The sequence below is a fragment of the Flammeovirga yaeyamensis genome, from assembly GCF_018736045.1.
Taxonomy (GTDB): Bacteria; Bacteroidota; Bacteroidia; order Cytophagales; family Flammeovirgaceae; genus Flammeovirga; species Flammeovirga yaeyamensis.
Genome location: NZ_CP076132.1, coordinates 3,235,298 through 3,251,357, shown reverse-complemented (window position 1 = coordinate 3,251,357; position 16,060 = coordinate 3,235,298). Strand labels below are relative to the sequence as shown.

The following is a 16,060-nucleotide window of genomic DNA, read 5'->3' as shown; positions in this document are numbered from 1 at the left end:
AATTATTATTGTCAAAATTGATATATTTAAACTCTGATTTGATAATTAGCTAGATCTTCAAAACTGATGAACAAAAAACAACTGTCGGAAAGAGATATCTGTACAAAATTCATTACCCCAGCAATAATCAATGCAGGATGGAATATAAAGAAGCAAGTAAGAGAAGAAGTGTCTTTTACTGATGGGCGTATTATTGTCCAAGGTAAAATGCATGCAAGAGGTAAACGTAAGAGAGCTGACTATATTCTTTTTAATAAACCTAATGAAGCAATTGCTATTATTGAAGCAAAGGATAATAAAAAGCCTGTAGGTTCTGGTATGCAACAAGCTTTAGAATATGCTGATATTCTACAAGTTCCATTTGTTTTTACGTCCAATGGTGATTCTTTTGTTTTTCATGATAAGACTACCAATACTGAGCAAGAAATCGCATTAGAAGATTTTCCTTCTCCTGAAACTTTATGGGATAAGTACCTAAATTTTATTGGTATAAAGGATGAATCAGCAAAAAAAGTTGTAGAGCAAGAGTATTATATTGATGAGAGTGGTATGACCCCTCGATACTATCAGCAGAATGCAATAAACCGAACGTTAGAGGCAATTGCAAAAAGACAGAATCGAATTCTTTTGGTAATGGCTACCGGAACTGGCAAGACATACACAGCTTTTAATATTATATGGAGGCTTTGGAAAGCAGGTATTAAAAAGAGAATTTTATTTTTAGCAGATAGGAATGCTCTTTTGACGCAAACTAAAAATGGTGATTTTTCTCCATTTGGTAATGATATCATGACGATTATAAAAAATCGCAAAATTGATAAGTCCTATCAGATATACTTTGCTCTATACCAAGGGTTGACAGGGAATGATGAATCAAAAAACGCTTATAAAGAGTTTAGTCCTGATTTTTTTGATTTAGTTATTATAGACGAGTGCCACAGAGGAAGTGCCTCTGAGGCATCAGCTTGGCGAGAAGTATTGGATTACTTTAGTAGTGCCACACAAATTGGTTTGACAGCAACTCCAAAAGAAACAAAAGATGTATCTAACATTAATTACTTTGGGGAACCGGTATACTCTTATTCATTAAAACAAGGTATTGAAGATGGATTCTTAGCTCCATATAAAGTAGTACGAATTACCACTACAATTGATGAAGGTTGGAGACCTACAAGAGGAAAGCTAGATAAGTATGGACATGAAGTAGCGGATAGAATATACAACCTCAAGGATTATGATCGTAATCTTGCTATTGATGAAAGAACAAACTTAGTCGCTCAAAAAATAACAGAATATCTAAAGGGTTTTGATCGTTATGCTAAGACTATTGTGTTTTGTGTAGATATTGATCATGCTAATAGGATGAGGCAAGCTTTGATTAACGCAAATGCAGACCTTGTTGCAAAACATCCAAACTTCGTTGTAAAAATTACAGGAGATGATGAAGTGGGTAAAATGGAGTTAGACAACTTTACTGATGTTGAAGAAAAGTGTCCTGTTATCGCTACTACTTCTAAGATGTTGACTACTGGTATTGATACCAAGATGGTGAAATTAGTAGTTCTAGATACAAATATTGGTTCTATGACGGAGTTCAAACAGATTGTCGGTAGAGGTACTCGTATCAGGGAGCAAGATGGCAAGGTATTCTTCACAGTGATGGATTTTAGAAAGGTAACCAACCTTTTTGCTGACCCTGATTTTGATGGTGATCCAGTTCAAATTTATGAGCCGGGTGAGAATGAACCCGTTATACCAGAAGAGGATGATATATCTGAAGAAGATCCAATTTTAGGAGAAGACGGTGAGCCAATAGATGGAGAAGATGGTGTACCACCTCATGATTTTGGTGATATGGATGAGGAAGATGAGCCTCGTAAATATTACGTCAATGATGTAAAAGTAACCGTCGCCCATGAAAGAGTACAGTATTATGGACCTGATGGTAAATTGATCACCGAATCGCTAAAAGATTATACAAAAAATAGTGTTCAAAGAGAATTCTCATCAATAGAAGTTTTTAAAGAGAAGTGGAATAATGCAGACAAAAAAGAGGCTATAATAGATGAACTAAAAGAACAAGGGATACTAATTGATGCTTTAAGAGAGGAAGTAGGAAAAGATATGGATGCTTTTGACTTGATATGTCATATCGCCTTTGATCAACCTGCATTGACTAGAAAAGATAGAGCGAATAACGTAAGAAAGCGAAACTATTTTACAAAATACGGAGATGTAGCTCAGAAAGTGTTATCAAGTCTTTTAGAGAAATATGAAGAAGAAGGTATTGTCTCTATTGAACAAGGTGGCATCTTAAAAGTGCAACCCCTAAATCAAATTGGCTCCCCTGTTGAATTGGTGAAAGCCTTTGGAAAGAAAAAAGATTTTGATCAAGCCGTGAAAGAGCTTGAAAGTGAATTATATGCTTAAATATGCAAACTAAACTAATAACAGATATTTTTAACAGACATCATCACTATTATATGAGTGTTGGTGCTGAAACAATTTCACAACAATCGGGCAATATTGAACAAGTCATTGCCGACTATCAAGGAAGAGTTATTTATGAACTTTTACAAAATGCTTTTGATAAGGCAGAAAAAAATATCAAAGTAATTGTAGAGGAGGATAGACTCTTGATAATGAATGATGGCGAAAAATTCACTTATAATTTGAATCATGATTATGCAGGTAAAGATGATCATCTTTCAAGCAGGTGTGATTTTCAATCATTATGTTCGATTTCTACATCCTCTAAACTAACAAGTGAAAACATAGGGAATAAAGGTGTAGGCTTTAAATCAGTTTTTAGTATTACCAAAGACGAGAAAGTAAATGTACATACTCAGGGTATAATTAAAAATGGTACTAAAGAGATTCAGAGTAGGGTAAGCTTTTGTTTATATGATGTTTTTAGAACACTGAATCAAATTCCTAAAGGTTTTGATTCTGAATTACTAAAAGTTTTAGCTAAACAAATTGATAGATTACATAAAGAGAGAGCAGACCGTGGAGTACCAGGATATTATTATCCAATACCTATTGATTTACCTTCAACTGATATTGATAAATATTACGGTGAAGGCTTTGTAACTATTATAGAAATACCATTTGCTAATGCTGATCAGGTCAATTTATTAATTGATGAAATAAAAAATATTCATTTCAATTTTGTTCAATTAAAATATGAGAAAAATTTTATTATTGAGTTTGTTCCTAGCGAGGAAAGCAGTTTCCAAAAAAATGTAGGGAAGAGCTCAAATTTCTTTTCTACTTCAGTAAAAGGTGAAAAGTTAAATCAATTAGCAAAAGAAGCTGCTGTAGAAATACAGGGTGATCAAAAGATTGGGATATATTTTAAATCAAAAGAAGAAATAGAAGAAGGAAAAGAGTCTTACCTCTATAACTATTTACCTACTCAACAAAATTCTTTTTTTAAATACGTAGATTTTCATGCAGACTTTCACACCTCTGTAGATAGAAAATCAATTGAATTTGATGAAAAAACAAAAATTGGTAGGTATAACAAAGCTTTACTCAGATGCTGTTTAGAATTTTATTTTCAATTAATAGCTCAAAAAGCAAAAATTGAAGGATGTGATTTTCATCTTCAGTACCTTGACAATAAAATTCAGGATGTTAAAAATCTAAATTTTTTGTGGTCGCACTTATTATTAAATAACACTGATGATATTAAAGTTCCTGTTAGGGAAATTTTAGGCTTCAATGATACTTATGTTAATGGATGGAATAAAGATGATAGAAATAAATATGTAGTGATAACTGATATTATTAGTGACTTGGCTAAAGAAAATTTAAATAATGATTTTGAAAGAAGTCATTTTTTAGAAGCTATAATAGGTTTTATTCATGCTTTTACTTTTGATAGAAATACTCAACATAGGCGATCTGAAATCTTTAAAAAAGAGTTAGCATACAAGCTAAAACAAAAAAAGGTGAAGTTATTTCCTAGTATTATCTTAGTTGAGAATAAGGAGATATTATTTAATGATTCTACTAAAGAGAATATAAAAATTCCACAATTTGTAGACGCTACAATTACAAGTTTTCGCATTAATGATGATGTTTTTAGAAAAGCATTAGGGGTGAAGGAGTATAATAACCCTTATGAGGTTCTGAAATATTTTAGACAAGTATCTATCAAAGGAGAGATTTCATCTGAACTTATTTCTGAAGAGCAACAAATAGAACTTATTAAAAGCGTTTATCAGTTTTTTAAACGTAAGACGGATAATATTGTATCTTTTGTTCATCGTTACAAACACTATTTGGATTCAAATGATAGAGAGAATAATGTAATTCGAAATCATGCGGCATTCAGTGTATCTACCATCTATTTGAAAATAAACGATGGCACATACCTACCTGCTCAACTATGTCAGTATAAAGAATTAGATGTCCAGTTTCTTCAAAGACAGTTAGAAGTAAATGAGGAACAACTGAAGAGCTTTGTCATGTACCTAGGTGTTAATACGATTAACAGTACGATAGTTTGTGATGGGAATCTATGGAAAAGGAAAATGCTTCTTAATAGAAAGACAGACCAATTGCCTAAACCTGTAAAGCAAAATGCAGTTGAACAAATGAAATCAGAGGATATACTTCCTAATATTCGCTACATATCAAAGAATAATGATGTACATCCGTCATTAATCAATTATAATAATTATTCATTTTTTGAAACTGTAGGAAATCGTGAAATAAGAAAGCAGTTAACACCACTTAAAGTTGGAGATTATAACAGTTTTCCTAGAGAGTTTAAACAGATTTTATTTAGTTTCTTAACAACATCAGAAAAAACTAAAACAAACCCTGGAGAAGTAGCAAGATTCTATACTTCAAATCTATTTCATGCTTTTAATACAAAAGACTTTAATCAGTATTTAGTAGTAAAAAATGAGCAATATAAATGGGTAAATGATACTAACTTTCATGTAGCAAAAAATAGAGAGGATTATCACTTATATAAAAAGAATGCTGATTTTGATGTTTTATGCTTCTTCAACACAAAAGAGCTTTCAGAAGGTGATCCTTTGAAAGAGAAAGTATTATCAGTTAGCCTTAATGCTATTGAAGGAAAAAATGAGATAGACATAACTTCTAATTTTAAATCTGAATATGTGAACTATGTACCTTTCATTTTATTAGATATAAGCCAATCAGATACACATATCTCAGATAGAAATTACCTAATAAATAATCATCTTATAGAAAATTTGAGAAGTGAATGGGATGAGTTGAAAATTATTGAAAAAGAAGATTTAACTGCGAGGTATAATTTATTAGATAAGGTGATTGAGGTTGAAACAGATTACCTTTTTGATAACAAGATATTATACTTAGATAGGTCTATTACAAATACAAAGAAAGCCGAAGCTATAGCACAGCATTTATTTAATCTAAAAGGTATTAAAGATAGAATTGAATTAGTGTTCTTCAATGGAAACTATGAAGACATACTGATGCAATATGATCAAGAAGAAATAAACCAAATCAAGAAGAGTTGGAATAATAATTATCAAGAAATAGAAAATGAATTTTATTCTATTATTCTTAATGATCATGAAATAAAAAAATTACATTCTAGTTGGTTTGTTTATAACAAAGATTTTCAAAGTGAACTGTTAATCCAAAGAGATAAAAACAATACACTAAAGGACTTAGAAAATAAAATAAGGGAAGTTCAGATTGATAGTAAGTTTAATGAACTATTTGGGAATTTTAAATTAAATATAGATCGATCTCATATAGTAAGTATGGGTACTCAAGTCCTCTCTACACTTCATGATCTTAAATTGGATGATGAAATCGAATATGTCGAAAAACTTACTCAGAAACTTGGAGTAGAGCTGGAACTAAGAAAATTGATGAGTAAGTATTGTGTAGTAAACGAGAAAAATGAAGAGCTTGAAAAAGAGTTAGTCCAAAAGAATAAAATAAAAGATATACTAGATAATTATTCAAAACAAAAGGATCGTATTGTAGAAGATCACCTTACATTAGGTACTAGTAATATTACTCAAGAGGTTGTTTCTATTTCGAATAAAAAGATTTTCAAAGGAAATAGTCTACGAGGTCAAATATTAGAGCAAATGGGTGTTTTGGGTGAAGAAACGGTTTTGATGTATTATATTGATGAGTTTCTCACTTTAGATGTAGAAGAAAAAAAGAAAGGTATTGAAGAGGTATATCAAAAATCAATAAAGCTAGGAGCTACTTTAAAAGAATCTATTAAAGAAGAATGTTTGACCAATATCAATAATACAGAGGTTCTAAGAGAGAAATTAATCTCCCTTTTCTACATTACCATGCATCATAAGTTTTCATATTTTGATCTACTTGTTTATGATAATGGAACTCCAACGCTTATTGAGGTGAAAAAATCTTCAAGTGGTAGAGATTTCTTTATGTCTATAGCTGAAGTAAATGCAGCTAGAGCAAATGAGCATTACGAAATAGTAATCAACTCTAAGAACAAACTTTATTTTATTGGTAACCCTATAAAAAGCATTGAAGAACACATTTCAACGATAAAATCATCTTCATTTTCTTTGACTCCAAGGAATTATAAAATTGAAATTGATAAATCAGTTTTTACTCAAAACAAAGAATAGGTATGATCTCTGATTTTGAAACGACCAAAGTTTATTTTTCTCAACTAATAAATGATGAAAAATACCAAGACGATTTTCAAGAAATAAAAGCTATTCTTGAACATAGTAATATACCAATTAATTTTTTGCCTAAAACAAATGATATTTGGGCTAGAGATTATATGCCTATACAAATTAGTAAGGATAAGTTTATTGAATTTAGATATGATCCTGATTATTTACAAGGGAATCAGAAAGGGTATAGAAACCTGAAAACTTATCCTGATTTAGTATGTGATGCGTTGGGTTTAAAAACGATAAAATCAGATGTCATATTAGATGGAGGTAATGTTGTTAAATCTAGGAATACTATAATTCTTACAGATAAGTTAGTTTATGAGAATAGACATCATTACTCAAAAAAAACGCTATTAAAGAGTTTGCATGAGATTTTTGAGGTTGATAATGTAGTATTAATCCCTTGGGATAAATTAGAACCCTATGGACATTCTGATGGTATGCTTCGTTTTATTAATGAGGAGACAATACTTTTGAATCATATTTATGATGAGGAAAAAGAAATATATCAACCGTTAGATAAAGCAGGTCTTCATATTGAAAAATTAAAATTTTCAGAACAAGAAAATAAAAATCGTAATTGGGCATATATTAACTTTCTTTTAATGAAAGATATAATCCTTATACCTAAGTTTGAAATTGTAGAAGATATTCAAGCATTAGAACAACTGCAACAGCTTTACCCAGCATATGCATCTAAAATGTTTCTTGTTTCTATGAAGAGTATCGTCAAAAATGGAGGAGCCTTGAACTGTATTACATGGACTATTAAAGCAAACTAAATTATGTTCGGAAAAACAATAAAAATATATTTATCAGATGCTTCTGCAAGTGGATTGAGACATGTAGAAATTGTCAATTGGTCAGGTCAAGCGGTAGCATGTCCAAGGAGTAAATTTTCTGAGTTGAAGGCATGGGAAGAAGCACAAAGACCAGGAGTTTATTTTCTTTTAGAGCAACATGCTACAGATGGTAGAAATAATGTATATATAGGAGAGTCAGAAAACGTATATGATCGATTGGTGGAACATTTTAGGAATAAAGATTTTTGGAGTGAGGTAGTGTTCTTTACAAGTAAAGATGAGAACTTAACCAAAGCTCATATTAAGTACCTAGAATCTAGAATAACTGCTTTAGCTCTTGATGCTGATCGTTATGACCTTGAAAATAGTAATACACCTCCACAGTCTTCTCTACCCCGGTCTGAGAGGTCTGCAATGGAAGAATATCTACATAATATTAAAATGGTGATGGGAACATTAGGCCATCCATTATTAGAAAAGCTAGATGCTACATCTTCTAACAAAGAAGAAAAGAAATTGGAAACTGAAGAGGAAGAAATATTCTATTTCAAAATCAAAGGGCTAACTGCAAAAGGTAAAAGAAGTAATGAAGGCTTCGTCTTATTAAAAGATTCTCAAATGGTAAAAGAAACATCCGATAATTTTAGGGAGAACCAAAAGAAATTACTAGAAAAAAGAGAAGACTTAACTAATGATGAAAATATCGTGGAAGTAACTAATAAATGCTTTATCCTTAAAAAAAATGTTTTAATGAGTTCATCTTCCTACGCGGCAGCTATAATTGCAGGAACAGCTAGGAGTGGACCTGAGAGTTGGAAAAATAGTATAGGAAAATCCTTAAAACAGATTGAAGAAGAGTCTATCTAGATTTATTTAAACGACAATTATTATGTTAACAAATTACAGTAATCTAAATGAGATGACTATCGATTTATCTACTTTTAAAGATAATCATCTAAAAGAAAAAGAATACTTAATTGAACATATAGAATTATGTACAGTAACCACTCATGATTTTTCTTCCAGTAATCGAGAAAGATTACTTCAACAAATTGAAGAGGACCCTGATAAAGAAAGTGAACTTCAGGAATTGTATGAAAAAAAAGTGAGAATTTTGAATTGCCACTTCTTTCATTCGAGTATAATCTTGATTTATGCTCTTTTTGAAAATACACTAAAAGAGCTATGTTTAGAAATTGAAAATCAAACTTCATCACCTTTATCAATGCTAAATCTAAATGGTAGAACTGATATATTAAAATTTAAGTCTTTTTTCGAAATAACTTCAGATGTCGGAGATTTACTACAGGAGTTTGAGACATTTAATGTATATCGTTTACTAAGAAATGGTATAGCACATAATAAATCTCAAATTAGAAACAATAGAGATTATAATAATATGAAAAATGCACTTGAAACTGGTATTGAATATGATGATACTATTAATGGTTTCTTTATTGAATCGTCTGAATTACCTATTGAGTTTTTAGAGAAAGTATCTAATTTTATTTTATCGTTGAGTATAGAAATAGAAAGTAAACAATTCATGAATTTTTCAGAACCTTCAGAAGAAGGAAATTTACCTTTCTAATTTAAAATTAAGAAAACAACAATGAGCCAAATAACATCAAATATTAAAAGCATTCGTGACATCATGCGAAAAGACACTGGTGTAGACGGAGATGCACAACGTATCTCACAGATGGTGTGGATGCTATTTATGAAGATTTTTGCTGATAAAGAAGAGGAATGGGAGATTACCATAGACGATTATGAGAGTCCGATTCCTGAGGAGTTGAAGTGGCAGACTTGGGCGGCAGATGAAGAAGGGTTGACAGGTGATAATTTAATGGAGTTTGTCAATAATACATTGTTCCCGACATTAAAGGAGTTAGATATAACGGAAAGCCCTCAGGCGAGAATTATTCGTTCTGTATTTGACGATACCTATAATTATATGAAAAACGGAACACTCTTCCGTCAGGTGATTAATGAGATCAATACGATCGACTTTAATAGCAATGAAGAGCGTCATATGTTTAATGATATCTATGAAACGATCTTGAAGGAATTGCAATCGGCAGGTTCTTCGGGAGAGTATTATACACCTCGTGCTGTAACGCAGTTTATGGTGGATATCTTAAACCCTCAGTTGGGTGAAAGTGTAATGGACCCTGCATGTGGTACGGGTGGTTTCTTGACTTGTACTATTGATCATGTCAACCAACAAGTGAAGACTTCTGAGGATACACAAATTATGCAATCGGCAATTCGTGGTATTGAGAAGAAGCCTTTGCCGACATTGTTGTGTACTACCAATTTGATGTTGCATGGTTTTGATCTTCCTGCGGTAAGAAGAGATAACCTTCTGACGAAGCCTTATGCAGATTGGAGTGGTAAAGATAAAGTAGATATCATCCTTACCAATCCTCCTTTTGGCGGAGTGGAAGAAGACGGAACGGAAACTAACTTTCCTCAAAAATTTCGCACAAAAGAAACGGCTGATTTATTCTTAGCTTTAATCATTAAGCTATTAAAAGATAAAGGACGTTGTGCAGTGGTATTACCTGATGGTACTTTGTTTGGTGAAGGGGTAAAAACGCGTATCAAAGAGGAACTGATGGAGAAATGTAATTTACATACCATCGTTCGTTTACCGAATGGTGTATTTAATCCTTATACGGGTATTAAAACCAATGTATTGTTCTTTGAGAAAGGAACACCTACAGAAGAGGTATGGTACTTTGAGCATCCTTATCCTGAAGGGGTAAAGAACTATAATAAGTCAAAGCCGATCAACATCAAGGAGTTTGATTTAGAAAAAGCATGGTGGAATAACCGTGAGGAAAACCAATATGCATGGAAAGTGTCTGCGGAAGAAATCAAGAAGAGAAACTACAATTTGGATATCAAAAATCCACATCAAGCGGAAGACAGTTTGGCAAGTCCAGAGGAACTATTGGAAGAGTTTAGAGCTTGTGAGCAAAACATAAGTAGTATCCAAGAGGAGATTGTAAAAGTATTAACGGAAGCCTTACACTAAGCATGACACATTCGCATATTATAGAATACTTCAAGGAGTTAAGTATCCATCCTAAAAATGCTGAGGAATTAAAAGGCTTAATTCTTCAATTGGCAGTGGAAGGGAAGTTGACAGAAAAATGGAGAGAGGAAAATCCTAATGTTGAACCTGCTTCTGAATTACTGAAACGTATTCAAGAGGAAAAGGCTCAATTGATAAAGGAGAAGAAGATTAAGAAGGAGAAGGCTTTACCTGAGATTGAGAAGGATGAAATACATTTTGATATTCCAAGTTCGTGGGTTTGGACTAGGATGCAAAATTATCTTGATGTAAGAGATGGTACCCATGCAACACCTAAGTATGTTGAGAAAGGATATCCTTTGGTAACTAGTAAAAACTTATATACAAAAAAATTAAATCTTGATAATGTAAAGTACATATCAGAAGAAGATCATTTAGAAATTTCTAAAAGATCAAAAGTAGATTTGAACGATATTCTTTTTGCTATGATTGGTTCAATTGGCAATCCAGTAATAGTGGATATAGACCTTGATTTTAGTATAAAAAATGTTGCTTTAATTAAATATTATACTGGATTTGAGTATTGTCCATATTATATTCTGCATTATTTGAATTTTAAAACACCTCATTTGAAAAGTAATTCTGATGGAGCAGTACAGTCTTTTATTTCACTTACAAAATTAAGAAATTGTGTCATAGCAATACCTCCTTTAAAAGAACAAAAAGCCATCGTCCAAATCGTCAATCAACTCTTTGCAGAAATAGAGCAATTAGAAGAGCAGACAAAAAAGCGAATTCAATTAAAAGAAGACTTTGCCACATCCTCATTACAGCAATTAACCTCTTCTGATACAGAAAATGCTTGGACGTTCTTAAAACCTCACTTCCAAACCTTCTTTACTACCCAACCCAATGTAAAGAAGCTAAGAGAAGCCATCTTACAATTAGCCGTTCAAGGAAAGCTTACCCATCATTGGCGTAAACAAAACCCCAATGTTGAACCCGCTTCCGAATTGCTAAAACGTATCCAAGAAGAAAAAGCACAACTCATAAAGGAGAAGAAGGTCAAGAAAGAAAAAGTCCTCCCTGAAATTACTGAAGAGGAAATTCCTTATGAGTTGCCTGAAGGGTGGAGTTGGTGTAGGATGCAGGAAGTTGGGCTATTTCAGAGAGGTAAATCAAAACATAGGCCAAGGAACGATACAAGATTATTTGAAAATGGAATTTATCCCTTAGTACAGACAGGTGATGTATCAAGTGCAAAGAAAACAGATGGAATTATAAGTCAACATAAATCCATGTACAATGATTTTGGATTAGCCCAAAGTAAAATGTGGGATAAGGGGACTCTTTGCATAACTATAGCAGCAAATATTGCAGAAACAGGTTTTCTTGGTTATGAGGCATGCTTTCCAGATAGTGTTGTAGGTTTTACAACTTTGGATAGTGAATTTATATCGAAATATGTAGAATTTTTTATAACAGTAACTAAATCTGACTTAGAAAAATATGCCCCATCTACAGCTCAAAAAAATATTAATTTAGGCATTCTATATGAACTGAAATTCCCATTACCTCCAGTAGAAGAAATTATTAAGATTGTAAAAATTGTCAATAATTTAAAGGTATTATGTGACCAACTAGAAACATCCTTATCAGAAAAAGAAGGTGTAGAGTTGGATTGGATGAAGAGTGTGATTAATGGGTAATTTTCTAATCATATTATTATCTCATATTTACAGAGTTTTACTAAGACAAATAGTTGTTTCTGTACTATAATATTTATATTTGAATAAAAAATTAGTAGAAAAAACTTATGGAAAAACATAATTTACCTTTTACATTAAAAGAATTTTATATCGAAAATTTTCAAGGTATAAAATCTTTACATATTAAAGAATTACCACCCAATGCCAATTGGATCTTCTTAACAGGTGAAAATGGTTATGGGAAAACATCTATCCTAAGAGGGATTACTATAGGATTAAATGGTCCAAAGGATTTAAATGATTCCGATAAACTATTATGGTCAAAAGAGGAAATCACTAAAATAGAATTAGCAATAAATCATAGAAATAAAAATAATGGAGATACAAAGGTTAGATGGGTATATAAAGATAATAAAGTTAAGTATTCTACAATTCCATTAGCTGCGTATGGTCCTATCAGAATTCCAATAGATAATGTCTCAAGTAATAATTTTAAATCTAACATTAAAAGCCTTTTTACAACAGAACCTGATTTATTATATCCAATTGAAGAAGATCTAAAAGATTTATATAATGAAAGATTAAGTAAAGAAAAAGGAGCAATAAACGATTATTATAAAATTATTATAAGCGATATGGTTAACAATAATTTTAAGATTAATCTAAATGAGATATTATCTAAATTTAAAGATAATGACTTGATTTATAGCTATATAAGCAAAGTGAATATTCAATTAAAAGAAGAAGTATTAAAAGATCCAATTGATAAAATTTCTGATCCAGATGACTTTCAAAATTATCTAAATAATTACTCATATCCGGATGATAAGTTTGAATTGATTTCTAAGTTTCTTGTTGAGCTTATGGATAATATTTTAGAAATAAAAGTAGATAATAAAAATTTAATTTTTATTGAAAAGAATGATCCAAAAACACCAAAGAAAAGTAATCAATTAGCATCAGGAAATAGAATGTTGTTAAGTTGGGTGGGAGATATGTTATATCGTTTAGGCATTGATAGAATTAGTAAACCTAAAGATGTTGAAGGTATCGTGATTATTGATGAATTAGATTTACATTTACATCCTAAATGGCAATTTAGGTTGCCAAAAATTTTATCAAAATATTTACCCAATGTACAATTTATTGCATCTACTCATAGTCCATTACCATTAATTGATGCTCCTGAGAATAGTGTTTTTCTAAAAGTTAATAGGAGTATAGAAAATGGAATTACTTTGGATAGATGGGATAATAAAATTGAAATAAATAAACTTCTTCCTAATTCTATTTTAACATCACCTTTATTTGATCTGGATAATATATCCTCTACACAAACCCATATTTCTGAAATATCAACTGAAGATGAATTTGAGGAAGCTATCTACAATAAAGTATTAAAAAGAAAAATTCAAGAACTGAATAAACAAATCAACGACTAATTATGATTTATTGGAAAAGGAAAATATTTTTACTTCCACCTTCAAAATTATTATCAAAGAATTGTATAGAGAAAATTTCAAAAGCTGTAAGTAAAAAAGATGGGGATCTTTTTAAAGGTACATATTATAAAGCTGACGAAGTAGTTGAAAAATTAAAAGCATATTCAATTAATAAAGATCATATTAATATAAAAAAAGATGAGCCTAAATGTTACTATTGTGAATCTATTTCAGAAAATGTAGCAACATTACAAGTCGAGCATTACCGACCTAAAGCTAAATCACAAGATATTGATGGAGTTGATGATGAAGATCATAATGGTTATTATTGGCTAGGAGCAGAGTGGTCTAATTTAGTGTTAGCTTGTCCAAAATGTAACGGTAGGTCTGCAAAAGGAAATAAATTTCCTGTGGGTAATGTTAGAGTGAAAACAGACTCCCCCTTAAATGCAAATAATAATTTTGATCGAGCAAGTTGTTTAGCAAATTCAGAACAATTATTATCTGAACAACCTATTTTATTCCATCCAGAAGTTGATGGCAAAGAAATTAAAATATCTTTTACATTTAATTCTGATGGTGAAATTTTTGGATTAAATGATAGAGGGAAAAAATCAATAGAAATATTGGACTTAAAAAGAACACCTCTTACGATTGCTCGCAAAAAAGTTATTGATTCTATTTTAAGTAAAATAAGAACTCACCTTATGACAAGACAAATGGGAATAATTGATGATACAGGTTTACGATATTATTTTAAAATTATTTGTAAAGAGATTAAGTGCAACAGAAAGAAAAATAAACCATATTCATTAATGGCTGTTTATTATAATATAAATCTTGATAGCTTTTTTACAAATGAAATTCCGATGCAATATCGGGAGTTATTTAAGCAAGCATATAATGAAGTTTTTTATTGATTAATTTTAACATGTATACTAGACCAAATAAAAATCATATTTTTTATGTGAGTAAAATATAAAAGCTATATGTTACAACACTCTTTAAACAAATTTCTTTTAATAAAAGAAATAGGCTAAAATAAAATTCGGAGAAAAAGGAAATCCATTTAAAATAGATACTGTACAGAGAGTTGTACTAAAATCAATTGATAACAGAATAATTGCTCAAAGTGGTTTATTTACTTTACACAATAAGCCTTATGAACCATGGGAGTCAGATGACATAGAAGTAATTAAAATCGAGACACAAATAAGAAAGAAAATTAAAAAACATCTTTATAAACTTGGTATCCATGCTGTAACAATTTACCCTGATTTAGATGGAATATCAAAATATATTAAATGGTTAAGTTCTAATGATCATTAGATACTAATCATATTGGGAATGTTGAAAGAGTTTTTCAAACTATTGGGAGTAACGGAGTTAAAAATAACCACATATGACTAACACAAAAAAACACCTCCATAGAATCCTTGACATAATTAGATTATTAAATACTAATGGAATTACTCTAAATGAGTACAAAGAAAAGTTTGCAAAGAGTCGTAATCAGTTCCTTAACGATAGGAGGCTCATTGAGGATATATTTTTCCCGTTAGTAACTATTTATGAAAAGAAAGAAGGGAAATTCAATCGGTACTTGTTTACAAGGAATGAGGTTGCTACTCCTTTATTCAATAGCATAGATAAACAGCTCATTAATGAACAGATTACTAAAATTAAGGACATCGATTTTAGTGCTTACAAGAGAATATATAAAAATTTAGATTTTCTGATTAACAATTCAATTTTATTACCCGATGAAGGTTATTCCATTTTAGAAAAAATTGAATATGCCATTAAAAATAATCTACGAATTCACTTATATAACTATAGCTCTACTCATAGAAGTAAAGTTGATGATTTTATACTTGAACCAATAGAATTTACGCCAGGAAGAAAGATGTTATATGCGTTAGATGTTGACTCAAAACGTTGTAAAACTTTTAAAATTTCACGGATTGATTCTATTGAAGTTAGTAACGATAGTTTCTCTAAAAAAGGGTTACATATAAAGAAGTTTCATGATCTCTTTGGTTTTTCATGTATTGAAGAAGAAAAAAAACATGTTTCATTTAGCATGAATAAGATTGCTTTCCTTCTACTTTGTGAAGAATTTCCTTATGCCAAGAATAAGATTACTCAAAATACAGAAGGTGAATATAAATTTGAGGATAATGTAGCAAATTATAAAGGTGTAGGAAGGTTTGTTTTGGGTATGATTGACCTTATTACTGACATAAGACCGATTGAATTTCAGGATTATCTAAAAAATGTAGTAAAAGAGTCATTATTTTTTGATGCACAGTGATATTGTGCATCAATAAGGTATTATTGTGTTATAGATTCATGCTAATTATAACACATA

General features: G+C 30.8%; 10 protein-coding genes. All 10 read left to right on the top strand.

The genetic code is table 11. The features are described 5' to 3' along the window. The first annotated feature begins 66 nt into the window (after window positions 1–66). The 10 genes from hsdR (at window position 67) to KMW28_RS12735 (ending at window position 16,003) form a co-directional block, all read left to right on the top strand. The gene (gene hsdR, locus KMW28_RS12780) at window positions 67–2,430 is read left to right on the top strand and encodes an EcoAI/FtnUII family type I restriction enzme subunit R (protein ID WP_169663078.1); all 2,364 of its coding nucleotides are present in this window, start codon (window positions 67–69) and stop codon (window positions 2,428–2,430) included. Between the two features lie 2 nt (window positions 2,431–2,432). Continuing rightward, a complete protein-coding gene (locus KMW28_RS12775; RefSeq protein WP_169663079.1) occupies window positions 2,433–6,635 on the top strand; it encodes a sacsin N-terminal ATP-binding-like domain-containing protein in 4,203 nt (1,400 codons plus the stop codon). Window positions 6,636–6,637: 2 nt separating this feature from the next. Next, window positions 6,638–7,474 carry an agmatine deiminase family protein gene (locus KMW28_RS12770; protein WP_169663080.1) on the top strand — a complete coding sequence of 279 codons (837 nt, stop codon included), beginning with the start codon at window positions 6,638–6,640 and terminating at the stop codon, window positions 7,472–7,474. Window positions 7,475–7,477: 3 nt separating this feature from the next. Then, window positions 7,478–8,362: a GIY-YIG nuclease family protein gene (locus KMW28_RS12765; RefSeq protein ID WP_205958140.1), complete on the top strand. Its 885-nt coding sequence runs from the start codon at window positions 7,478–7,480 to the stop codon at window positions 8,360–8,362. Between the two features lie 22 nt (window positions 8,363–8,384). Continuing rightward, entirely contained in the window at window positions 8,385–9,086 is a 702-nt protein-coding gene (locus tag KMW28_RS12760; RefSeq protein WP_169663081.1) for a hypothetical protein, read from the top strand. Window positions 9,087–9,107: 21 nt separating this feature from the next. Next, window positions 9,108–10,538, top strand: a complete 1,431-nt coding sequence (locus KMW28_RS12755) for a type I restriction-modification system subunit M (RefSeq protein WP_169663082.1) — start codon at window positions 9,108–9,110, stop codon at window positions 10,536–10,538. A gap of 2 nt (window positions 10,539–10,540) precedes the next feature. Beyond that, window positions 10,541–12,247 carry a restriction endonuclease subunit S gene (locus KMW28_RS12750; RefSeq protein WP_169663083.1) on the top strand — a complete coding sequence of 569 codons (1,707 nt, stop codon included), beginning with the start codon at window positions 10,541–10,543 and terminating at the stop codon, window positions 12,245–12,247. A gap of 107 nt (window positions 12,248–12,354) precedes the next feature. Next, window positions 12,355–13,689, top strand: coding sequence for an AAA family ATPase (locus KMW28_RS12745; RefSeq protein WP_169663084.1), 1,335 nt, complete (start codon window positions 12,355–12,357; stop codon window positions 13,687–13,689). Between the two features lie 2 nt (window positions 13,690–13,691). After that, window positions 13,692–14,609 carry an HNH endonuclease gene (locus KMW28_RS12740; RefSeq protein WP_169663085.1) on the top strand — a complete coding sequence of 306 codons (918 nt, stop codon included), beginning with the start codon at window positions 13,692–13,694 and terminating at the stop codon, window positions 14,607–14,609. Between the two features lie 482 nt (window positions 14,610–15,091). After that, on the top strand, window positions 15,092–16,003 hold the full coding sequence (locus KMW28_RS12735) for a helix-turn-helix transcriptional regulator (RefSeq protein ID WP_169663086.1): 912 nt from the start codon (window positions 15,092–15,094) through the stop codon (window positions 16,001–16,003). Window positions 16,004–16,060: the final 57 nt, after the last annotated feature.

What these genes read in the sequence shown, in the direction of transcription:
- KMW28_RS12745 (WP_169663084.1), top strand. Translation starts at nt 12,355, where the DNA reads ATGGAAAAACATAATTTACCTTTTACATTAAAAGAATTTTATATCGAA.
- KMW28_RS12770 (WP_169663080.1), top strand. Translation starts at nt 6,638, where the DNA reads ATGATCTCTGATTTTGAAACGACCAAAGTTTATTTTTCTCAACTAATA.
- KMW28_RS12735 (WP_169663086.1), top strand. Translation starts at nt 15,092, where the DNA reads ATGACTAACACAAAAAAACACCTCCATAGAATCCTTGACATAATTAGA.
- KMW28_RS12750 (WP_169663083.1), top strand. Translation starts at nt 10,541, where the DNA reads ATGACACATTCGCATATTATAGAATACTTCAAGGAGTTAAGTATCCAT.
- hsdR (WP_169663078.1), top strand. Translation starts at nt 67, where the DNA reads ATGAACAAAAAACAACTGTCGGAAAGAGATATCTGTACAAAATTCATT.
- KMW28_RS12775 (WP_169663079.1), top strand. Translation starts at nt 2,433, where the DNA reads ATGCAAACTAAACTAATAACAGATATTTTTAACAGACATCATCACTAT.
- KMW28_RS12765 (WP_205958140.1), top strand. Translation starts at nt 7,478, where the DNA reads ATGTTCGGAAAAACAATAAAAATATATTTATCAGATGCTTCTGCAAGT.
- KMW28_RS12755 (WP_169663082.1), top strand. Translation starts at nt 9,108, where the DNA reads ATGAGCCAAATAACATCAAATATTAAAAGCATTCGTGACATCATGCGA.
- KMW28_RS12740 (WP_169663085.1), top strand. Translation starts at nt 13,692, where the DNA reads ATGATTTATTGGAAAAGGAAAATATTTTTACTTCCACCTTCAAAATTA.
- KMW28_RS12760 (WP_169663081.1), top strand. Translation starts at nt 8,385, where the DNA reads ATGTTAACAAATTACAGTAATCTAAATGAGATGACTATCGATTTATCT.